The sequence below is a fragment of the Pseudidiomarina sp. PP-1MA genome (assembly GCF_041200125.1).
GTDB lineage: Bacteria > Pseudomonadota > Gammaproteobacteria > Enterobacterales > Alteromonadaceae > Pseudidiomarina > Pseudidiomarina fusca.
The window spans coordinates 1,922,082-1,943,181 of sequence record NZ_CP165718.1 but is presented as its reverse complement, the minus strand read 5'-3'; the positions used below and the strand labels follow the sequence as shown (position 1 = coordinate 1,943,181).

At 47.0% G+C, this 21,100-nt stretch carries 29 protein-coding genes; 22 read left to right on the top strand and 7 right to left on the bottom strand.

The features are described 5' to 3' along the window. Positions 1–63: 63 nt before the first annotated feature. On the top strand, positions 64–1,086 hold the full coding sequence (nagZ, locus tag AB8S08_RS09290; protein WP_369742568.1) for a beta-N-acetylhexosaminidase: 1,023 nt from the start codon (positions 64–66) through the stop codon (positions 1,084–1,086). Between the two features lie 91 nt (positions 1,087–1,177). Here the strand turns inward: nagZ and queC are convergent, their stop codons facing one another. Further along, on the bottom strand, positions 1,178–1,834 hold the full coding sequence (gene queC, locus AB8S08_RS09285) for a 7-cyano-7-deazaguanine synthase QueC (RefSeq protein WP_153826350.1): 657 nt from the start codon (positions 1,832–1,834) through the stop codon (positions 1,178–1,180). 126 nt (positions 1,835–1,960) lie between these two features. On the opposite strand from queC, the gene queE reads away from it, so the two are divergent. The 14 genes from queE to AB8S08_RS09215 all read left to right on the top strand — a co-directional run bounded on the left by queE (position 1,961) and on the right by AB8S08_RS09215 (position 11,958). After that, positions 1,961–2,650: a 7-carboxy-7-deazaguanine synthase QueE gene (queE, locus tag AB8S08_RS09280; protein ID WP_313933308.1), complete on the top strand. Its 690-nt coding sequence runs from the start codon at positions 1,961–1,963 to the stop codon at positions 2,648–2,650. Positions 2,651–2,760: 110 nt separating this feature from the next. Beyond that, positions 2,761–3,066: a pilus assembly protein gene (locus tag AB8S08_RS09275; RefSeq protein WP_313933309.1), complete on the top strand. Its 306-nt coding sequence runs from the start codon at positions 2,761–2,763 to the stop codon at positions 3,064–3,066. After that, positions 3,066–4,289: a hypothetical protein gene (locus AB8S08_RS09270; RefSeq protein WP_369742567.1), complete on the top strand. Its 1,224-nt coding sequence runs from the start codon at positions 3,066–3,068 to the stop codon at positions 4,287–4,289. Before AB8S08_RS09275 ends, AB8S08_RS09270 begins: the two co-directional genes overlap by 1 nt. After that, positions 4,264–4,908 (top strand): hypothetical protein, encoded by a 645-nt coding sequence (locus AB8S08_RS09265; RefSeq protein ID WP_369742566.1) that lies wholly within the window; start codon positions 4,264–4,266, stop codon positions 4,906–4,908. Before AB8S08_RS09270 ends, AB8S08_RS09265 begins: the two co-directional genes overlap by 26 nt. Further along, the gene (locus AB8S08_RS09260) at positions 4,902–5,456 is read left to right on the top strand and encodes a hypothetical protein (protein ID WP_369742565.1); all 555 of its coding nucleotides are present in this window, start codon (positions 4,902–4,904) and stop codon (positions 5,454–5,456) included. Before AB8S08_RS09265 ends, AB8S08_RS09260 begins: the two co-directional genes overlap by 7 nt. Further along, positions 5,449–5,643 carry a hypothetical protein gene (locus tag AB8S08_RS09255; RefSeq protein ID WP_369742564.1) on the top strand — a complete coding sequence of 65 codons (195 nt, stop codon included), beginning with the start codon at positions 5,449–5,451 and terminating at the stop codon, positions 5,641–5,643. The genes AB8S08_RS09260 and AB8S08_RS09255 overlap by 8 nt, the downstream gene beginning before the upstream one ends. Before the next feature lie 2 nt (positions 5,644–5,645). After that, positions 5,646–6,416, top strand: coding sequence for a Flp pilus assembly protein CpaB (gene cpaB, locus AB8S08_RS09250; RefSeq protein WP_110076581.1), 771 nt, complete (start codon positions 5,646–5,648; stop codon positions 6,414–6,416). Further along, the gene (locus AB8S08_RS09245; protein ID WP_110076582.1) at positions 6,400–7,599 is read left to right on the top strand and encodes a type II and III secretion system protein family protein; all 1,200 of its coding nucleotides are present in this window, start codon (positions 6,400–6,402) and stop codon (positions 7,597–7,599) included. The genes cpaB and AB8S08_RS09245 overlap by 17 nt, the downstream gene beginning before the upstream one ends. Then, positions 7,583–8,779 (top strand): CpaF family protein, encoded by a 1,197-nt coding sequence (locus tag AB8S08_RS09240; protein ID WP_153826357.1) that lies wholly within the window; start codon positions 7,583–7,585, stop codon positions 8,777–8,779. Before AB8S08_RS09245 ends, AB8S08_RS09240 begins: the two co-directional genes overlap by 17 nt. After that, entirely contained in the window at positions 8,764–9,624 is an 861-nt protein-coding gene (locus AB8S08_RS09235) for a type II secretion system F family protein (RefSeq protein ID WP_110076584.1), read from the top strand. Before AB8S08_RS09240 ends, AB8S08_RS09235 begins: the two co-directional genes overlap by 16 nt. Then, positions 9,608–10,399: a type II secretion system F family protein gene (locus AB8S08_RS09230; RefSeq protein WP_369742563.1), complete on the top strand. Its 792-nt coding sequence runs from the start codon at positions 9,608–9,610 to the stop codon at positions 10,397–10,399. Before AB8S08_RS09235 ends, AB8S08_RS09230 begins: the two co-directional genes overlap by 17 nt. 6 nt (positions 10,400–10,405) lie before the next feature. Beyond that, a complete protein-coding gene (locus AB8S08_RS09225; RefSeq protein ID WP_153826359.1) occupies positions 10,406–10,768 on the top strand; it encodes a DUF192 domain-containing protein in 363 nt (120 codons plus the stop codon). Next, entirely contained in the window at positions 10,761–11,261 is a 501-nt protein-coding gene (locus AB8S08_RS09220) for a hypothetical protein (protein ID WP_369742562.1), read from the top strand. The genes AB8S08_RS09225 and AB8S08_RS09220 overlap by 8 nt, the downstream gene beginning before the upstream one ends. Continuing rightward, a complete protein-coding gene (locus AB8S08_RS09215) occupies positions 11,242–11,958 on the top strand; it encodes a hypothetical protein (RefSeq protein WP_369742561.1) in 717 nt (238 codons plus the stop codon). The genes AB8S08_RS09220 and AB8S08_RS09215 overlap by 20 nt, the downstream gene beginning before the upstream one ends. On the opposite strand, the gene AB8S08_RS09210 is transcribed toward AB8S08_RS09215, so the two are convergent. From AB8S08_RS09210 to AB8S08_RS09185, 6 genes are read right to left on the bottom strand one after another with little or no spacing between them, the layout of a single operon-like run. Continuing rightward, positions 11,955–12,317 carry a Na+/H+ antiporter subunit G gene (locus AB8S08_RS09210; protein WP_110076589.1) on the bottom strand — a complete coding sequence of 121 codons (363 nt, stop codon included), beginning with the start codon at positions 12,315–12,317 and terminating at the stop codon, positions 11,955–11,957. The genes AB8S08_RS09215 and AB8S08_RS09210 overlap by 4 nt on opposite strands. An 11-nt stretch (positions 12,318–12,328) precedes the next feature. Next, positions 12,329–12,598 (bottom strand): K+/H+ antiporter subunit F, encoded by a 270-nt coding sequence (locus AB8S08_RS09205; protein WP_110076590.1) that lies wholly within the window; start codon positions 12,596–12,598, stop codon positions 12,329–12,331. Beyond that, the gene (locus AB8S08_RS09200) at positions 12,592–13,083 is read right to left on the bottom strand and encodes a Na+/H+ antiporter subunit E (protein ID WP_110076591.1); all 492 of its coding nucleotides are present in this window, start codon (positions 13,081–13,083) and stop codon (positions 12,592–12,594) included. The genes AB8S08_RS09205 and AB8S08_RS09200 overlap by 7 nt, the downstream gene beginning before the upstream one ends. Next, positions 13,073–14,596: a monovalent cation/H+ antiporter subunit D gene (locus AB8S08_RS09195; protein ID WP_369742560.1), complete on the bottom strand. Its 1,524-nt coding sequence runs from the start codon at positions 14,594–14,596 to the stop codon at positions 13,073–13,075. Before AB8S08_RS09195 ends, AB8S08_RS09200 begins: the two co-directional genes overlap by 11 nt. Beyond that, a complete protein-coding gene (locus AB8S08_RS09190) occupies positions 14,596–14,940 on the bottom strand; it encodes a Na+/H+ antiporter subunit C (protein WP_110076593.1) in 345 nt (114 codons plus the stop codon). Before AB8S08_RS09190 ends, AB8S08_RS09195 begins: the two co-directional genes overlap by 1 nt. Continuing rightward, a complete protein-coding gene (locus AB8S08_RS09185; RefSeq protein WP_369742559.1) occupies positions 14,941–17,730 on the bottom strand; it encodes a monovalent cation/H+ antiporter subunit A in 2,790 nt (929 codons plus the stop codon). A 467-nt stretch (positions 17,731–18,197) separates the two neighbouring features. Between AB8S08_RS09185 and rplN the strand changes: the two genes are divergently transcribed. The 7 genes from rplN to rplR are packed head-to-tail and all read left to right on the top strand — an operon-like array spanning position 18,198 to position 21,099. Next, the gene (rplN, locus tag AB8S08_RS09180; protein ID WP_092593899.1) at positions 18,198–18,566 is read left to right on the top strand and encodes a 50S ribosomal protein L14; all 369 of its coding nucleotides are present in this window, start codon (positions 18,198–18,200) and stop codon (positions 18,564–18,566) included. A 10-nt stretch (positions 18,567–18,576) separates the two neighbouring features. Further along, a complete protein-coding gene (gene rplX / locus AB8S08_RS09175) occupies positions 18,577–18,891 on the top strand; it encodes a 50S ribosomal protein L24 (protein ID WP_110076595.1) in 315 nt (104 codons plus the stop codon). 21 nt (positions 18,892–18,912) lie between these two features. After that, positions 18,913–19,452, top strand: coding sequence for a 50S ribosomal protein L5 (rplE, locus tag AB8S08_RS09170; RefSeq protein WP_153826363.1), 540 nt, complete (start codon positions 18,913–18,915; stop codon positions 19,450–19,452). An 11-nt stretch (positions 19,453–19,463) separates the two neighbouring features. Then, on the top strand, positions 19,464–19,769 hold the full coding sequence (rpsN, locus tag AB8S08_RS09165; protein WP_110076597.1) for a 30S ribosomal protein S14: 306 nt from the start codon (positions 19,464–19,466) through the stop codon (positions 19,767–19,769). Between the two features lie 26 nt (positions 19,770–19,795). Beyond that, positions 19,796–20,188, top strand: a complete 393-nt coding sequence (gene rpsH, locus AB8S08_RS09160; protein WP_110076598.1) for a 30S ribosomal protein S8 — start codon at positions 19,796–19,798, stop codon at positions 20,186–20,188. A gap of 14 nt (positions 20,189–20,202) precedes the next feature. Beyond that, a complete protein-coding gene (gene rplF, locus AB8S08_RS09155; protein WP_110076599.1) occupies positions 20,203–20,736 on the top strand; it encodes a 50S ribosomal protein L6 in 534 nt (177 codons plus the stop codon). 9 nt (positions 20,737–20,745) lie between these two features. Further along, a complete protein-coding gene (gene rplR, locus AB8S08_RS09150; protein ID WP_110076600.1) occupies positions 20,746–21,099 on the top strand; it encodes a 50S ribosomal protein L18 in 354 nt (117 codons plus the stop codon). Position 21,100: the final 1 nt, after the last annotated feature.

Sequence of the window (21,100 nt, the reverse complement as noted above, 5' to 3'; positions counted from 1 at the left end):
CTAGTGACGCCTGCTATGAAATTTGGCACACTGCTGGCTGTTCATCAAGTAAGAGATGTATATATGACCGCAGTAATGATTGATTTGGCCGGCCCAGAGCTCAGCGCAGAAGAGCGTGATATCTTGGGACATCCCGCTGTTGGCGGGGTTATCTATTTTACGCGAAACTTTGTAGAACAAGATCAACTACAAGAGTTAATCAGACAAACTCGTGCAGCGGCTCGTAATCCACTGATTCTAGCGGTTGATCATGAAGGTGGTCGAGTACAAAGGTTTCGCCAAGGTTTTTCTGCGATTCCACCGATGGCGGATATTTTGCGCAGTAACTCAAGCCAGGTTCAAGCCCTAACCCATGCCCAAGAGTTGGCTTGGCTAATGGCTTCTGAAGTGCTAGCGATGGATATAGATATCAGTTTTGCTCCGGTATTAGATGTTAACGGAATAAGTCAGGTGATTGGCGATCGGGCTTTTGCAGCCCATGCGGATGCCATCGTTCCTATCGCCAGAGCCTTCATTAAAGGCATGCATCAAGCAGGCATGAAGGCTACCGGTAAGCACTTTCCTGGCCACGGTTCAGTATTGGCCGACTCGCATATTGATATTCCAGTTGATGAGCGTAGTTGGGAAGAAATAAAAGCAACCGATCTACCGCCATTCATTGAATTAGCCAATTGTTTAGATGCAATAATGCCAGCTCATGTTATTTACCCTGCAGTAGATGATAAACCCGCTGGGTTCTCCCAATATTGGTTACAGGATATTCTGCGGGCGCAACTGCAGTTTAGTGGGGTGATCTTCAGCGATGATTTAGCCATGGCTGGCGCTACTGTTGCTGGGACTATGGCCGAACGAGCCCATGCTGCTCTAGATGCTGGTTGCGATATGGTGTTAGCCTGTAATGATCGAGCTGGTGCTATTAGCGTAATCGAGGCGGTAGAGCCGCTGTTGGAGCAACGCTCAAGACAAGCGATTCGTTGTTACGAATTGCTTGCCAAAGCTGCGGCGATGCCAATGAAAACTCTGCAAAATCACCCACGCTGGCATGCTGCTCAAAAAATTCTAGCCCATTATCGCAACGACCAATAGTTAAGCAGCAGCCAAGCCGTAAAGGTAGAATGTTGGCAAGTGAACAAGCGTTATCCGAGCGGCGCTGTTAACTTGCCAAGTAGCAAGCAAGTTACTCGTAGGGGAGTGGATCCACCTGATGATTGGCGGCAAAAGCTTCGAGACGTTCAACACAAGCACCGCACTTACCACAAGCTTTATCGCGACCGTTGTAGCAAGTCCAAGTCTGGCTGTAATCTAAGCTCATACTAATACCATCGGCTAAAATAGCGGCTTTGTCTTGATGTAAATAAGGAACCTCGATACGAATTGGTTCATAGTTAGCAATCAAACTAACCTCATTCATTTTTTCTACGAACTCAGGACGACAATCAGGGTAAATAAAATGATCACCCGAATGAGCGCCGTAATAAACAGCTTCGGCTTCTAATGAGACAGCGTAACCAATCGCTAGCGATAGCAAAATCATATTGCGATTAGGCACCACGGTTGATTTCATACTTTGTGCTTCGTAGTGTCCTTCAGGAATAGCGATATCCGAGGTGAGTGAGCTGCCTGCCAAGAGTTGATTTATTGCGGTAATATCAACAACCTTATGATTAACATTTAATTGTTGGCAGACCTGGGCTGCTACTTCAAGTTCTTTGACGTGACGCTGACCGTAATTGAAGGATAAGGCATACACCTCATGACCATGCGCTAGCGCATGATGTAATACCGTGAACGAATCCATCCCGCCAGAATAGATCACCACAACTTTTGCCATCAATAGATCCCTTTTTGGTTGGTTTGCGATACAATTTATCGCTGCGGTTGGTTAACTAGATAGACCCCGTAGCCACTCTTTAGTAAAGAGTAATGGTCGTTTTGCGTAGGGCCTATTGTAGCGTAATTCTTGGAGAATCCCATTAACAACATCTATCCGATCAACGAGATCTTTCAAACCATTCAAGGTGAAGGTGTGTTCACCGGGGTACCGGCTATCTTTATTCGCCTACAAGGCTGTCCGGTTGGTTGTCCTTGGTGTGATACCCAACATACCTGGTACCAGCATCAAGAGCGGCAAGTCGCCCTGTCTGAGGTTGTAGAAAAAGCGGCTCCGAGCGATACCTGGGCGGGTGTTACGGCAGCTGCCATCGTGGCTGAATTGCAGCAGCGCGGCTATCAAGCTAAGCATGTGGTGATTACCGGCGGTGAACCTGCTATGTATGATCTACGTGAATTAGCGGCCGCACTTGAACACAATGGGTATCAACTTCAGATAGAAACAAGTGGTACTTTTGCTATTCAAACCTCTGCTGATACCTGGGTTACCGTGTCACCTAAATTAAATATGCCGGGCGGCTATTTAGTTCGTCCCGACTGTATGCAAAGAGCGAACGAGATCAAATATCCGGTTGCTATGCAAAAGCATATTGATGAGTTTGATAAACTCCTACAAGTTTGTCCACCGGCTGCTACTGCTGTCATCGCATTACAGCCAATCAGCCAGCGCCCGCGCGCCACTCAGTTGGCAATGCAAGTTTGTATTGAACGCAATTGGCGTTTATCAGTGCAAATGCACAAGTATCTTAATATTGAGTAAGCCTTAACCGCTACGAACTCTCGTTCCTGCAAACCTGCTTTTATACTCAGCATTCTTTTCACATGTAAGCGTGCATTACCAAGTCGTAATGTCACGCTCAGGAGAATGCTATGTACCATGTTATCTGTTCTAGAAAACCTGTTCGCCAGTCCAATAAACGTTTAGTCCGTGGTCAGGGCATGACCGAGTACATCATTATCGTGGCACTTATTGCGGTTGCTGCTATTGGTGTGTACTCGCTGTTAGGTGAAACTGTTCGTAGCCAAGTTGCGGGTATTGCCGCCGAGGTTTCTGGACAAAGTTCTAACGATGCCATTAATCATGCTCGTAGCAAGGCTCGCGAATCGAAAACCCTAGCACAAACCAAAGTAACACTAGGGTCTTATGATGAAACGACAGGTACTGGGGCTAACTAATGTTAGCTTCTCGTGCTCGTCAACAAGGCCATGTTAGCGTGTTCATCATCCCGGTCCTAGCGGCAATATTATTATTGCTGCTAGGAGCTATTTCACAATCGGTGAAGTTGCAGCAACGATGGCATGTGCAAACGGCTGCTGACAACATGGCCATGAGTGCAGCTGTTCTTATGGCGCGTGAAATGAATTTGCAAGCCTTGATTAATCGGGCTCGTATCTCAAATCAACTATTGGCCGCACAGCTACTAGGGTTTCGTAGTTGGTTCGCAATGACTTCTAAAGTTGTCAATAAGATAGCCACGGTATTGAGATTTGTTCCTGCTCTAACACAACCGATGCATGCACTGATTCGAGTCATTAGGCAAGTTGATCAAGCTGTTGAACAGATGGTCAAACTTGGATTAATAGCACAACAATCGCTCGACAACGTCTATACGCTAACGCAAGTCGCGATTCGTGCCAGTTTTGGTCTGCTTATCCCAAGTACTTTAACTAAGATTGCCCAGCATCATGGGTTAAGTGAACAGGCCTGGCAATTACTAGGCGGAAGTGGACTCACTGATTTTCATCCAGCTTGGGCTATTTATTTACGTCCTACATCATCCAATTCGGATGATGGCAGATTAGAACAAATCATGCGAGCTAGTACCGATCCCTTCACTGAGTTTCGCTCCTACCTTTGGGCTGATATACCACTGATTAAAGTCCCTAAAAAAGGAGGGGCTGAGTTGCGAGTTGATAGTCGCGGTAAGTGGCATTGGCAGGCTTTAGACACAGTAACTTTAGAGGTTAAAGAAGTAGCAAACTACTCGTTGGGATGGGGGGCTGCCACCAAAGGCAATCGTATTACTCACATCGGTAAAGAAGATTTCGGACATAGCGGCGGCAAGGGTGCCAAGCGGCGAGGAGATGTGCATGAGAAGGCCCTTAGGACGCAGCGGAAACTAGGTAATTCTGTGGGGCCGCTTCGTTATATAGACCGTAGAGATTTTGCTCCGTCGAAATGGCCAGCAGTAATAGTTAGGTTTGCTGGTGCAGTTGCCAAAGCGGGAGTCAGTTTTTCTCGGCCCAGCTCGTTGTTCCCGAGAGAAGACCGTATTCAAGAGCAAGCCAATCTGTTCAATCCTCTATGGCAAGCTGAATTACAATCCTTGACGCCACAAAACAAACTTATATTGAGCCAGGTGAATCATGTTGATGCGCAGAGCAATAGTCAAAACTAATCCCAAGGCTCTTAGGTTGTTGCAATGTCCTAGGCAGTTGGCTGGGCAAGCCTTATTTGAAAGTATGGGGTTGCTGCTGGTTGCGGCAATCATTCTTGGCAGTAGTTTGCCGCTTATCCATAGCGCGTTAAAAGATAAGCATGAAAGTGCTATGTACAGCCGTAATCAACTTTGGCAACACCAACCACAAGAGGTTGTTAATACCACGCGCAACTACCCCTTTGCAGAACGCTTGGGGAGTACTGTTGGCGTTCTTAAACAGTTAACGGCGCTTGAACTTGAGGTAAATAATCTGCGTTACTTTGATGATAGTGCGACTTCTTCGAACTTGACCTCGGCCAGCATGGATGCTGGTAATAATTCGCCCAGAACATTACCCATGGCCCTTCTAAGTGATGGTTGGAGTGTCAAAGCTACGGATGGTTTAGTTTCTGAACCACGGCGTCTAACTTTGGGGCATTATCTTGATGAGCTAGGCTTTACTACAGTTCTTAATTGGTCTGCCAAATTTCTATTGATCATGAAAGAGTTCAAATCAGACTCGCTTAAATTAGGTCATGTTGAGCCTGATGCGACTCCGTACGAGTTGGCTTGCAAGGAGAGTAGAAGAGGATGTTAACACTTACCTTACTTGCAACTACATTTCCATTGGCACAATGGTTGCCTGAAATCCTGACTAAAACTGCGGCCATGACGATTTGGGTGCTGCACGCACCACTGACTATTAATGCACTCGAGCAACAGATGGGCTGTGCTGATAGTGAAACCTTGGTGCAATCGGTATATACCATGCGTACCTGTCGATCTGGGCAGCAATATTTCACGATTTTTACTGACATCGCTAAACCTGATGAATTGTACTTAATGTTGGCTGAGCAGAAGTTTCAGCCATCGCCTTTGCCGCAATCGCTGTCAGGGCTTGCGAAAGTTGCTGATGCAGATATCGAGGACAATGGTCAGCGCGTGGTAAGCATCCAAGTGAATCGTTCGCGCGAACAATTAGTACGATATTTTCAGCTGCGTATGGCTCACCGAGAACCAACCGTAGAGGTGATGAACGATCACTATCTGTTGCTGAGTTTGAAGCATCCGCAAGAGCAAATAGTTCTAGCCAAAGAGGGTACAGACACCCTCGTTGTTAGCATGTCTGAAAATCACCATGATTAGTCTGCAACGCGGTCAGGCTATGGTCGAGAGCCTGTTATTGGCCATGGCACTGTTGTTAATTTTGATAGTTCCAGTAACTGAACAAGGGCAGACTCTACTTGAGTTTTTGGGGCATATTGTGGCTAGCACCGCGGCTCTATTTGAATGGATTTGGGATGATTTTTTATTGCAACCGGGAGTGTCGTAAAAATGGCAAAAATCGCGCTTGGCTGGCGTGCCAAGTTAGCCGTTATGGCAATCGTAAGTGTGCTCTTAGCCTTAGCTAGTTACCAATTGGTAGAGCGCTATATTGCGGAGCAAAATCAGGTGGTTCAACAACAAGAACAGGAAGATCTGGTAGAGATTCTAGTGAGTTCTATCGACCTAGAAATTGGCTCAACCTTAGATCCTATGTCCATGGTTATTCGCAGCTATCCATCGGCCTATGTGCAGGAAGATTGGTTGCGCCCCAAAGATGCTGGATTAATTGCAGGGCTTACGACCACCAAATTTATTGAGCGTGGAGAGCCGTTAACTCCTTATGCTATCGCTCCAGATTATTCGGGCTATTTTTCGGATACTTTGGCTGCCGGGTATTATGCGATAACTGTGGGGATTTCGCCGGAACAATTGCACAGCGGGCTGTTAACTATTGGCGATAAAGTCACACTCATGAGTGTCCTTGGTGACACCGATAAGATGACGGAAGTGTTGTTACCAAAAATTGAGGTCATTGCGTTAGATAACATCAGTGAGCCGCACTTAATGATGAGCGAAGCCGGGCAGTACATGCCAAGCACAGTCACTTTTGCGATGACTCAAGCACAGGCATTGCAGTTTGAACAGATGCGCGCCGGGAGTTTTGAAGTTTGGTTAGAGCATCCACAATTTGAGTATCAGCAACTAAGTAAAAAGATTGTTCCACAAGTTTTTTCATTTTCATCAAACGGCCAAGGAAGGCAGCATGAGTTTTCGTTTTAGTGTGTTTGGATTGCTCCTCTTACTAGCGTTGCCTAGCTTTGCTAACACCAGCAAAATTGAGCTACAACCTGGTGCTATGGAAGTGCTCAAGTTGGCACAAGCCACGGATGTCATCATTGGTAATGAAGCTGTTGCCAAAGTCCGCTTAATTGGTACTACACAACTGGTGATTAATGCACAAGCTGAGGGGAGCACGGAGATTATTGTGGTCGCGGCAAACGGCAGTCATCAGCGCTATCAAATTGAAGTGAAAGCAGCACCATCACCTCGCATTGTTACGGATATCGCCTGGTTGTTGCAGCGCTTTCCTCAATTGCAATTTACTGAGCAAGCAGGGGTAGGGTTTCTGACTGGCCAACTTGATAGCGATGCTGAGGCGACCGTGACTGAATTCGCTAAACAGTATCCCAATTTAGTTAATCGGGTGAGTTACCTTCCTGAAGCCTCACTACCTATGGTCGAACTCCATGTGCGTATAGCCGAAGTAAAACGCCAGTATGCTCGTCATTTAGGAGTGCGTTGGCCGCAGCAATTAGCTGGACCCACGCTATCAAGTACGGCGGCAAGAATTGTCTCTATGCCGGTTGAAATGGCTTCAAGTATCGACCTGCTGGAACGTGATGGACACGCCAAAATTCTAGCCGAGCCCAAGTTAGTCGCCCGTAGCGGTGGTGAAGCAGAAGTACTTGTAGGTGGTGAGTTTCCGATACCGCAGGTCCTTGCCGATGGGCAGCAAGATGTGCAATTTCGTGAATATGGTGTGAGCCTGAAAATGGCACCTCTGGTGATGCCAAACGGCGACATTGAGACTGCCGTTCATGCTGAAATTAGCACCATCGACTCTGCCACTATGGTTAATGGTGTGCCCGGTATTCTAACCCGCAAAGTTACCTCGCAAGTGGTTGGTGAACCGGGGGCGCCGATCGTGCTATCGGGCTTAATTAATCACGAACAATCGCAGCAAGCTGATCAGTTTCCATGGTTGCATGAGGTTCCGATTCTTGGTGGGCTATTTTCGTCACAGCAGTTTCGTAACGCCGAAACCGAACTGGTGGTGATAGTTACTGCTCACATGCGTGGTGATTTACAACAACAAGAGCGGCGGATAGAGCAGTCAGCACAGTGGATTCGAGATTTTCAACAACAAGCAGGATGCATAGGACTTCATGATGGATACTATTAATGAAAAAGGCTTAGCGGATTACTTAAAAACTGCCTTGCAACGCAGTTCTATTGAGATAGAGCGGATGCCCTTTGAGCAGCTCAAAGAGCATGCACTGCATGTTTTGGAAGATCATTTAAGTATTTATTCGCGGCAGCAGCAACAACAATGGCGCTCTGCCTTACCAAGTATAGTCGATAGCTGTGTTGGCTTTGGCCCTATTTCTAAGTTGTTGGCGGATAGTAGTATTTCAGAAGTAATGGTTAATGATTATCAGACTATTTTTGTTGAACGTGGAGGGGTGCTAGAAGAGGTGGAGCACAAATTTAATTCGGAGGAAGAATTATTACGCGTAATTGATCGTATTGTGCTCCCATTGGGGCGCCGCATTGATAGTGCTCAGCCGATGGTTGATGCACGTTTACCTGATGGCTCTCGAGTCAATGCGGTGTTAGGGCCGTTAGCCATCCATGGAAGTTGTTTAACCATCCGTAAGTTTTTGGCCAAGCAATTGAGTTTAGCTGAGCTGGCGCAGTCAGGATCTATCTCAGAGGCGGCAAAGGACTACCTCAAGGCAGCGGTAATAGCGCGCAAAAATATGCTTATTTCTGGTGGTACAGGTACTGGTAAAACGACCTTACTTAACTCCTTATCTATGAATATTGATGCAGGCCAACGCATTGTAACCATTGAAGATGCGGCAGAGCTTAAGCTAGCTCATCGAAATTTAATTGCGTTAGAGGCGCGTCCCGCAAATGCGGAGGGTAAAGGCCAGATAAGTATTCGTGATCTGTTAGTGAACGCGCTTCGCATGCGTCCAGATAGAATCATTATTGGTGAGTGTCGTGGAGCCGAAGCGATAGATATGCTGCAAGCGATGAACACGGGACACGAGGGATCGCTTACTACTTTGCACGCTAACAACCCGCGGGAGGCGTTGCAACGCCTTGAAGTGATGGTGCTGATGGCTGGCTTTGATATGCCTATGCAAGCGGTACGTCAACAAGTGGCATCGGCCATTGACGTGATTGTACAGATTGTACGTTCGAGCACCGGGCAACGGTTTGTTAGTGCTATTTGTGAAATTTCAGGGATGGATACTAACACTATTCAGCTAACCAAGGTCTTTGAGCGTAGCCAAGATCAGTTGCAAGCCACTGGGATTCCGTCTGAATGGTATAGCCCATGTCAGACCCTCTAGTACTTGTTAGTGTCTTAGGACTCACGCTCTTTTGCCTGGTTGTCACCTTAGCTATGGTGGTCCCTCATTATGTGAACAAATGGGGGGCACAGATAAATCAGACCACTGAGCAATCGCTGGCGGACTTTCTGATCTTTATGCCTGTTGCTCAGCTTTGGATGCGTATTCTTATGGCAAGTGTAGTGCTGTTTATGGTGGTCGCCTTAGCTGTTTCAGTGCAAGCGGCATTGATAAGTGTGGTGGTGCTTATTCTAGGGTTGCCTGCGTTGAAGAATTATTTGCTGACCAAACGCCGCAAAATTATTGATAAGCAATTACCTGATTTTATTTTACTCATTGCCAATGGCAGTGCGGCTGGTCTGAGCTTTATGGCAGCAATTGAGGCTAGTGTACTGCAGTTGCCGATCCCCCTGCGCTACGAGGTGCAATTATTGGTCCGCCGTAGTCGCACGGGTGACAGTTTGGCTGATGCATTAAATGATTTTTATCGACGTGTACCGACTGATTCTATGATGCAGTGGGTAACCACAGTACAGCTAGGATTAAAACACGGCGCCCAGCAAGTTGCGGTGATGCAGCGTTTGGCGACATCGCTACAACAACAGGCGTATGCACGTGAGCGGTTGCTGAGCCTATCAGCACAAGCGCGGTTGCAAGGTAAGGTGATGTTGTTCTTACCTATTGGATTGTTCTTTATTTTACGCAAAGTTGAGCCAGGTAATACGGCCTTGCTAACTGAAACTGGTACCGGCCAGGCCATGCTCATTGGCTGCGCTATTTTGATGTTCATCGGCAATATGATCGTCAAAAAGATCATGGGGAATCGACGTGTCGTTCGAGCTTGAACTATGGTTAGGATTAATTCTGTTAGGCGCTATTGCTGGGGCCTTAGTGGTAGGTTTAGCCTATCTGGCGCTGAGCAGTCCGCTGCTATTGCGTTGGACTCATTTACTCTTGCTGAGGTTACCGCAGTGGGCAGTTAAGTACATAGGTAAACAGGTACGATTAAGCGTACAAAGTGTCACTGCCGAGCAATGGTTGCTACTTAGATTACTCGCTGTCGTTGGGGTTTGTGTTGGCTGTACCCTACCTATTCCCACCTATGTCAAAGTAGGATTAGTATTGTTGTGTGTGTTCGCGCAGATCTATCAGTTACAACAACGCCGAGAGTATCTCCAGCAAGTCATTGAGCACTGGCCGAGTGCACTAGAAATCACCTCCATGTTGCTTCACTCGGGGCTATCTTTAAGTGCTTCGCTACATGCCTTACATGATATTCCAGGTAGCTCAGCCAGTCTCAAAGAGTTAGCAAGGATTAATCGTCAGCAGCAAGCGGGGATGGGATTAACGGATGCTTTAGATGAATTCTATGAGCGGGTGCCACACCGTTTGGTAGAATTATTTGCCAATGCTATTAAGCAGGCCAAAATTACTGGTTCTTCGTTAGCCGATACCCTGCAGAAACAAGCACAACAATGTCGTGAGCAAGAGTTATTAGCTGCCGAAAAGCGAGCCCAAGAGGTGAGTGTTAAGTTGTTGTTCCCACTTCTGACCTGCTTCTTTCCAGTTACTTTTTTGCTCATCTTAGGCCCCGTTTTTATTGGTTTTTCATTGGAGTGAAAACACATGCAACAAGGACGTTTCTATATACAACAGCGCTGCCTCTGGCGCGATGTGCGAGTTATGAAATATTTTCCCCAGCGGTTAGTGGGGATGCTCTATCTACGCGCCACCAGCCACCAGCGAGCATTTTGGTTTCCGCGCTGCAGATCTATCCATACCTGGGGCATGCGCTTCGCCATTGACATTATTGGACTAGACAGTCAGCTGCGCATCGTAGCGGTTCATCGAAATGTGCAGCCCGCGCGAGTGCTGCGTATCGCTGGGGCCGATTCGATTATTGAGTGTGGAGCCGGCAGTCCTTGGCCATTTGAGCACTGGTTGGGGCAATCACTTACGTTTGAACAGAAGGAACTCTGCTATGAATAGAATTTCAATGCTGGTGCTGGCGCTGTTACTTATGGGGTGCCAAACCACACAAAGCCGAGAATTGGAATTGCAATTAGAGCCGGCTCTTTATGCCGCACAAACAGCCTATCGTCAGGGCGACCTGCATTTTGCCGAGGGGCTGTGGCGTCAAGTCCTTGAGGCCTATCCGGAACAAGGTCAAGTATGGTGCGATATTGGTCATGTTAACTACCGCGTGCATCGTTATGATGCTGCTTATGAGGCGTATCAATTTTGTTTAGCAAACAATCCCCAGCAGCCAGATATTTGGAAGAACTTAGCTGCCATCAGATTACGTCAAGCAACCGAGCTGCTGCTAGCAGGACATGCGTATTTGGGCATGCCGGCCTCTTTTGGTGCTCGCAATAACCAAGCTCAACGCTATGAATACGAGATGTTAATGCAACAGCTTTTAGCCTTGCACCGAGTAGAGTCCCCCATAGCTGAGCAGCACTATGAAAAACCATCATATTAAGGGTCTGATGTTACCTGTTATCGCCGTTCTTATGGTGCTAGCAGGTAGCGCTTATGTGTTAAAGCAACCACCGCCGCAATCGTCACTAACACAAGTGCGCTACTGGCATGGGCAGTGGTGGCATTGGCAAGAAGCGGTTTGGGCCTATTATAACGAGCACGTGTTTTGGCCTGAAGCTCTGGATGATGTTGCGTTACATTATGGTTTGCCGATGCCAGCGCAAATGATTCAGGGCTTTCGTCAAGGTGACAGCTTTGTCGTGCGCCTGGTGGGGCTAAGTGCATCTCAGTTAGATGCATTATCGGCAGGATTAGGCGATACAGCAGAATTTATTCATGAGGATGCGATTCAGGTGACACTTATTCCACCGCAACAAGTCAGTTTCGCTGGGCAGAAGCTTTTGCGCCATGGTGAGTATTTGCAGACCATTGATGTGGATATTGATATGCAGGGACATCACCTGCGCAATGTGAGTGAGATCAGGTCGCAGCAACTTGACGTGCTAACCAAGGTGAGTGGTCAGTCACTTACAACCGATACTCTTAGGGGAACTCAACTGGAAGTATTAGGGCAGCTTCATCTTGATTTTTTATACTTGGAGGATGGACGCGATTTTGCCACCGCTTATGCAACCATCAACGCTCAGTACGAGCGGCTCGCAGCTTGTTTGCAAAGTGCGAGCGGCTGTATTGATTAATCTCGGTCTGAATACTGTTCTGGGCGATCACGGTAGTCACGCGTACGACTCACTCGTTTCAGCTCTAAGTGCAAGCCAGCTTTTGCGAGTAGGTGAGCACTGATAGGTGCCGTTAAAAATAAAAATATGGCAATTAAAAGCTCATGTAGTGATAGCCCTTGTTGGCTGGCGCTGAAATAGACGATTGAACCCAAAATCACACCACCGACGCCCAGTGTGGTGTTTTTTGTTGGAGCATGTAATCGTGCCATAAAATCGGGCAAGCGAACTAATCCAACAGAACCAATGAGGCCAAAGATAGCGCCGATAAGAATTAAAGCTGAAGCTAGCCATTCAGCCCATGCTGGAAGCGTTTCCATTGTCTACCTCGTTATTCAATAATGTCGCCACGCAGCAGGAACTTCGCTGCCGCTACCGTACCAATAAAGCCCAACATGGCAATCAGCAGGGCTGCTTCAAAATAAGCCGTGGTGTGATGCCAAATCCCTAACAAAATCAAAAGCGCTAGAGAATTAATGTAGATGGTATCTAAGGCTAGAATGCGGTCGGCTAGATCTGGGCCGTGAAATAATCTCCATACGTTTAGCAATAATGCTAAACAAAAGAGCGCAAAAGCTATTTGAACAGCAATAGTTAGCATTTGAAAATCTCCTTGAGGCGCATTTCGTAGCGAGTTTTTATTTGCTGAATCATAGCTTCGTGATCAGCTACGTTGAGCGCATGAATGAGCAAGGCCCGTCCATCACGACGAATCTCGGCGGTGATGGTGCCAGGGGTCAAGCTAATGGTACTGGCGAGAACGGTAATAGGGACCTCGCCAGTTATCTCAAGTGGGTATTCAAAAAGCGCCGGCTGTATCCGTCGGCGTGGCAGCAAGATGATTGCGGCGATATTAAAATTAGAAAGAATAATGTCCACTAACAGCACTAGAAAATACTCAACGGCTTTCAGCGGCCGATGAATTTTAGTGGCAAAGTCTCGCCCTCGGTGGGTATAAAGCGGAATCAAGAGCGCAAGTACCGCACCTAAAACCACTAATCCTGGTGAGATGGAGTTCTGTAATAGTAACCAAAAGACCAATAGAAATAGGGATAGTCTAGGGGCCGGAAAGATTTTATTTAACATCGCTAACTCCCGTTCCTAGTACTGCATTTTTATATGCACTGGGATGAACTAAATCGTTCGCTATAGCTTGGGTATAACTGCTAACCGGGTTGGCAAAAATCGTTAACCCAACAATAGTGGCTAGCAACAGCGTTATTGCAGTTAATTGCCCGGTCGGGTGGCGAACCTCACCAGGTTTGCCATCCAAAGTATGCCAAAACATTCTGCTACCCGCGCGTGAAAGTGCAATCATCATCAAGAAGGTACTGCCAAGTACTAACGGCCACAATAGCGCAACTTGGGCACCTGTGCGTGCGGCTTCAAGAATAAATAGCTTACCAATAAAACCTGAGAATGGCGGCATTCCTATAACGGCTATAGCCGCAATAAAGAACATCATCCCGAGCGCACCGTGCTGCGCCATCTTGCGCCCTTTCACAATACGGGAAGCGGTTTTTCCGCGCTGCTCCGCCACCACATCCGTGAGTAAAAAGAGTGCGCCAGTGATGAGGGTCGAATGCAGCATATAGAACATGACTGCGCTAATGGCTCGTTCACTGTTCATGCTGAATGTGGTGAGCATGGTACCGATAGAGATTACTACCAGATAAGCAATCACGGCACGAAGGTCGCGACTACCTAAAACTCCAATGGCACCTATGCCCAGCGTGGCTAAACCTAGCCACCAGAGCCAATCATAGCCGAGTAGGCTAGCAGCACCCGCATCGACGCCAAAGATTAGGGTAAAGACTCGGATAATTGAGTACACGCCCACTTTGGTCATAATCGCAAACAGAGCTGCAACTGCACCCGTTGTGGTGGCATAGGCTTGGGGTAGCCAAAAATAGAGCGGTAACAGAGCCGCTTTCAAGCCAAACACAACCAGTAATAACATGCCTCCAGCTCGGGCAATAGTGGCGTCATCACCAGTCAGAAGCGCAACTTTATTGGCCATATCAGCCATGTTTAGGGTACCGGTAATACCATACAGAACCCCAAGGCTAATCAGGAAAACTGCTGACCCGGCTAAATTCAACAACACATAATGTAAGGTTGCACGAAGCTTCAACTTGCCGCCACCATGCATTAATAAGGCATAACTAGAGATCAGCAGAACTTCAAAAAATACGAACAAATTAAATAAGTCGCCCGTCAAGAATGCCCCAATGATTCCTAGTAATTGAAATTGAAACAACGCTTGAAAGTGCGAGCCTAGGTTATCTTCGCCATAGCAGGAGTAGATCAATACCGGTAACGCCAATAAATTCGTCAGCAAGATCATTAATGCTGATAATTTGTCAGCCACTAAGACAATGCCAAACGGTGCCTGCCAATTGCCTAGAGCATAGACCAGCGGCCCTTGGTTAACTGCAATTAGCAGTTGAATTGACAGTAATACGGCTAGCACCGAGGCTAGAATACCGATGGCGCGCCGATAACGCTGAGGTTGGGCTCCCCATGGCAATAATTGCAGTAACGCCGCCAGCATGGGCAGTATGATTGGCAAAATAACTAAATGAGCAGAAACAAGCATTAGCGATTGCCCTCCCCATCGTTGGGGCTAGTATCATTTACTTCATCAGAACCCCATTCACCACGAACCCTTACCGCCAAAATAATGGAGTAGGCGGTCATTGCAAAACCTATCACTATGGCGGTTAACACCAAAGCTTGTGGAAGCGGGTCTGTGTATTGATCCGCTGCACCGATAATAGGAATTTGGTTTATCACTAAGCGTCCAGTCGAAAATAGAAATAAGTTAACCGCATAGGACAGCATGGTGATACCTATTACGATCGGAAAAGAGCGGCCACGTAAGATTAAATAGACGCTGCAAGCCGTGAGCATGCCTACGGTAATTGCATACAGTGCTTCCATTTAGTTACCCTCCTGACGTGGTCTGTGTCTGGTTGTCATTTGTCCGAAATTAGCAAGAATCATCAAGGTCGCACCGATAACCGTTAGGTAGACGCCGAGATCGAAAAGAATGGCCGTGGCGATTTCAAACTTGCCGACAACCGGCCAATCTAAGTAGGTAAACCACGAGGTGAGGAAGTTAGCACCGAAGAACCAACTGCCAATGCCGGTGAATAGGGCAATCATCACCCCAACCGAGGCTAAGGTTTGGTAATTATAATCAAATCGATGTTTTACCCAGTCCACACCATTCGCCATGTACTGCAAAATCATCGCTGCAGAAGTAATCAAACCCGCGATAAAGCCACCACCAGGTAAGTTATGACCGCGCAGGAAAATATAAGCAGATACCATCAGAGCTAAGGGTAATAAGGCTTGTGCGACTGTCTGCACTAATAAGGGATGTTTGACCCGATGCCATGGACGCCCATCAATGTCACTCGATGGCATAAAGGGCCGCAGGTTATTGAGTAGCTTGTGAATGCCAGCAGCTGCTATGGCTAACACGGTAATTTCACCGAGGGTATCAAAACCCCGGAAGTCGACCAGAATGACATTCACCACGTTAGTACCGCCGCCACCGGGTTTGGCATTAACTAGGAAAAAGTCTGAAATGGACGAGAGAGGTCGTGTCAGTAGCGCGTAATTAAGCGTACCGACAATCCCACCAATAAAGCCAGCTAATAAAACATCCCGCGCTACACGACGCCCGCTAGATGCTTTAGGCGTTTTTTGAGGCATGAAGAAGAGGGCTAAAATCATCAAAATGATACTAACCACTTCTACTACCAGTTGGGTCATAGCTAAATCAGGAGCTGAAAAGTGAATAAATACCAAGGACACCATCAAGCCTACCACCGATAACATCATCAGCGAGGTCAAGCGCATATGATGAAAGGCTGCGGTACCAATCGCTGTAAGGATGATAATGATTGCCCCCACTAAGCTTACGGAGTCAATCGGTAATTGTGCTCGGGTACCAGTTAATGCATCTATCTGAGCTAATTCTGGGATAACGAAAAGAATACAGAGTAATAGCAGTGCGGCCATGTACCTTTGCAGCGACCCAGTTTCAATTCGTTGTATCAGGCGATCCGAAAACGCAGTAACGCTACTGACGATATAGGCAAAGGTTTCTTTGGCATCGCGATGATCAAATTGTCGGTTAAAACTAAAGAGTTCAGCCCGTTGAATGTAGATTGCGGCTCCACCTACCAGTGCTAGCACACTCATGAGTAACGGTATGTTAAAACCGTGCCACAGAGCTATTTTTATGGTGAGTGGGCTCGGTGCGAGTAAATCTACTGCGGGCTGTAAAAAGTTGGGAACAAATAACATGGGTAGCAACCCAACCAACACACACAAGGCTGCTAAAATAATAACCGGTACGCGCATCATTAACGGCGGCTCGTGTGGAGTAACGGTGAGTTTTACTGGCTCACCATCAAAAAAGACGTCATGTACAAACCGAATCGAATAGGCGACTGATAACATCGCACCCAGGGTAACTAACACGGGTACAAACCAGGACAATGCGCCAAACAATTGCTGCTCATAGCTCTCCATAAACATGAGTTCTTTCGATAAAAACCCGTTAAACAGCGGTACCCCAGCCATTGCCGCCGAAGTGATTATCGCCAATACCATGGTCACCGGCATAAACTTTCTTAAGCCGCTTAGTTTACGCATGTCACGAGTGCCAGTTTCATGGTCAATGATGCCAGCAATCATAAACAGGCCGGCTTTAAAGGTGGCATGATTTAAAATATGGAATAAAGCAGCAAAAATCGCTCCGCTGGTGCCTAGTCCCAATAGCATCGTAATTAAACCGAGATGGCTGATCGTAGAAAAAGCTAGTAGCCCTTTTAAGTCCGACTTGAAGAGGGCGAAGTAGGCTCCGAACAACATAGTAGCAAGACCTGTTAAGGTGACTATGGTGAACCATTCGTGAGTACCACCAAGCACGGGGAACAAACGGGCTAGTAAAAAGATACCTGCTTTGACCATAGTTGCTGAGTGTAAGTAGGCACTCACGGGTGTTGGCGCTGCCATTGCATGCGGCAACCAAAACTGGAACGGAAACTGTGCTGATTTAGTAAAGGCCCCCAGCAAAACCAAAAGCAGCGCCGGAAGATACAAGCTATGAGCACGAATTTGATCAGCAGCGGCAATCACTTGATCGAGTTCGTAACTACCGGCAATATTGCCGATTAGTAAAATCCCGGCGAGTAACGCGAGGCCACCGCCGCCAGTAATAGCTAAGGCCATGCGTGCACCACGTCGGGCAGTGCTTTGATGCGACCAAAAGCCAATCAATAAAAACGATGAAATGCTAGTTAGTTCCCAAAATAACCAAAGTAGGATCAGGTTATTGGCTGTCACAATGCCAAGCATCGAGCCCATAAATAGCATCAGGCTGGCAAAGAATTTGGCGCTGTCATCTTTAGCGCTGAGGTAGTAATGGGCATAAATGATGATTAATAGCCCGATACCAAGGATTAGTGTCGCAAACAGTAACGAGAGGCCATCTAAACGTAAGGAAAAGTCTAAACCAATGTTTGGTAACCAGTTTAGAAAGAATGAGGGTACAGCTCCGTTCAAGGTCTGCATGGCTAATGTAGCTAGCAATACTAATGCCACAAGGGTGACTGAAGCGCTGGCTACGCTTATGCTAGCGCGCCCACGCTGGCGCAAGATTAGGGGAATCGATGCCCCAATAAACGGCAGTAAAACAATAGCTGCTAAAGTCATAAGTACCTTATCCAAGTGACTGAATTTTATCTGTCGTATTGCGTTATTGAGATTGAATTTACCACTAGAGTAGTAGGCTTGCCAACAGCTAAACTATCGGCGATGCCGCACTTTCGGCTGTTTAATGAGTGCTTTGAACTCATAAATAAGCAGAGCTATTTTGATGAAAAAATATTCAGGATGGGTTAAGCTACTCACCATTGCGAGAAAAACAAAAGCCAAGTTGATGGTTTTGCTCGCACTGGTTACGAACTGTTTGATAGCGCTTCGATCTCCTAGATGACCTGAAATCTTATCCCCATTAATTATTTCTCATATCGCACTACCATATACGAATTTTATCTGTTACAATTCGCCGCCCTTTTTATGGGGGAAAGTCTTTATTTCTCGAATTGAGAAGTAAGGTACATTAGGGTAAAAACAGTGGCTCGAGAGAGTCTGTTTTATTAATCAAGCGGAGCACTGCAATGATCCAAATGCAAACTACACTGGAAGTGGCCGATAACTCGGGCGCCCGCAGCGTACAATGTATTAAGGTTCTGGGTGGCTCGCACCGCCGGTATGCAAACATTGGCGATATCATCAAAGTTTCTGTTAAAGAAGCGATTCCTCGCGGTAAAGTGAAGAAAGGTGATGTTGTGAATGCGGTGGTCGTTCGCACCAAGAAAGGCGTCCGTCGTCAAGACGGGTCAGTCATCCGTTTTGACCGCAACGCGGCTGTTTTGTTAAACAACAACAAACAACCGATTGGCACTCGTATCTTTGGACCAGTGACTCGTGAATTACGCTCTGAGCAATTCATGAAGATTATCTCTCTGGCACCAGAAGTACTGTAAGGAGTCAGTTATGGCGGCAAAAATTAAACGTGATGACGAAGTAGTAGTCCTGGCAGGTAAAGACAAAGGTAAGCGCGGTAAAGTGCTGAAAGTCGATACCGGTTCAAATCGTGTATTCGTTGAAGGCGTTAATATCGTTAAGAAACACCAGAAGCCAAATCCGGCTCTTGGCGTTGCTGGCGGCATTATTGAGCAGGAAGCCCCTGTTCACGTTTCTAACGTAGCGGTATATAACCCAGAGACTGGTAAAGCAGATCGTGTTGGTTTTAAAGTTGAAGACGGCAAAAAAGTTCGTTTCTTCAAGTCTAACAACGCAATCATTTAATTTTAAATTTGGAGTTTTACGATGGCGAAACTGCATGATTTTTACAAAGAATCAGTAGTTCCTGAACTGGTTAAACAGTTCGGCTACAACAGCGTCATGCAAGTCCCTCGGATTGAAAAAATCACACTCAATATGGGTGTGGGTGAAGCTCTGGCAGACAAAAAGATTCTCGACAACGCAGTAAGCGACCTAGAAGCTATTTCTGGTCAACGTCCTGTACGTACTGTTGCTCGTAAATCTGTCGCTGGCTTCAAAATCCGTGAAGGCTACCCGATTGGCTGTAAAGTGACTCTGCGTGGCGAGCGCATGTGGGATTTCTTAGAGCGTTTAATCTCTATTGCAATTCCTCGTGTTCGTGATTTCCGTGGTTTGAACCCGAAATCTTTCGATGGTCGTGGAAATTACAGTATGGGCGTACGTGAACAAATCATTTTCCCTGAAATCGACTTTGATAAAGTTGATAAGGTTCGTGGTTTGGATATCACTATCACCACTACTGCAGGCACTGATGACGAAGCTCGCGCTTTGCTCGCTGCCTTTAACTTCCCGTTCAAGAAGTAAGGTGTAGAGTTATGGCAAAAGAGTCAATGAAAATGCGTGAGCTGAAGCGTCAAAAGCTAGCAGCCAAATACGCAGAAAAACGCATCGCACTTAAACATGTGATCAGCGATCCGGCGACGTCGGACGAAGAGCGTTGGGAAGCCGTGCTTAAATTGCAAAGCCTTCCTCGTGATTCGAGCCCAACCCGTCAGCGTAACCGCTGTCGCGTAACGGGCCGCCCACACGGTTTCCTACGTAAATTCGGCATGAGCCGTATTAAAGTACGTGAGAAAGCGATGCGCGGTGAAATTCCTGGCTTGAAAAAAGCTAGCTGGTAAGCCACGAGTCACGGGAGAAAGCAAATATGAGCATGCAAGATCCAATTGCGGATATGTTCACTCGCATCCGCAACGCTCAGGGTGCTAACAAAGTCGCCGTGCGCATGCCTGCTTCTAAACAGAAAGTGGCTATTGCCCAAGTTCTGAAAGAAGAAGGTTATATCGCGGATTTCAATGTATCTGGTGAAGTTAAGACTGAACTAGAAATTACTTTGAAATACTTTGAAGGTAAGCCTGTTATCGAATCAATCGAGCGCGTAAGTCGCCCTGGTTTGCGTATCTATAAGAAACGCAACGAACTACCTAAAGTAATGGGTGGTTTAGGTGTCGCAGTAGTCTCTACTTCTAAAGGCCTGATGACCGACCGTGCCGCTCGCAAAGCGGGTCTTGGCGGTGAAGTTATCGGTTACGTAGCTTAACGAGGAGTTAGGAAATGTCACGAGTTGCTAAAGCACCTATTGCCATTCCTGCTGGCGTTGAAGTTACGCTAAATGGCCAGGAAGTGACAATTAAAGGTGCCAAAGGCTCATTGAGCCGTGTGGTAAACGACGCAGTTGAAGTTGTTGTTGAAGACAACACTTTACGTACTATTGCTCGTGAAGGCGTAGCTAACGCTACTGCACAAGCGGGTACAGCACGCGCGTTACTGCAAAACATGGTGGTTGGTGTTGCGCAAGGTTTTGAGCGTAAGTTACAGTTGGTAGGTGTTGGTTACCGTGCAAATACTGCCGGTAGCAAACTTAACTTATCTCTGGGCTTCTCTCATCCTGTAGAGTTCGAGATTCCACAAGGAATCACCATCGAAGTCCCAGCACAAACTGAGATAGTCGTTAAAGGTGTAGACAAGCAGTTAGTTGGTCAAGTAGCAGCTAACATTCGCGCATACCGTAAGCCTGAGCCATACAAAGGTAAAGGTGTTCGTTATGCCGATGAGCAAGTGCGCCGTAAAGAAGCCAAGAAAAAGTAAGGTAAAACGATGGACAAGAAAACAGCTCGCTTACGTCGCGCAACGCGCCCTCGTAAGAAAATGCAAGAGTTGGGTGCAAACCGCCTGGTCGTTCACCGTACACCACGGCACATTTACGCTCAGCTAATCGCATCGAACGGTTCTGAAGTACTGGCAGCAGCCTCTACTGTTGAAAAAGCTTTACGTGACGAGTTGAAAGCAACTGGTAACGTAGATGCAGCTAAAGCAGTGGGTAAGCTGATCGCTGAACGGGCGATTGAAAAAGGCGTTAAGAACGTCGCTTTTGATCGCAGTGGTTTCCGTTATCACGGTCGTGTAGCAGCATTAGCTGACGCCGCTCGTGAAGCTGGACTTCAGTTCTAGG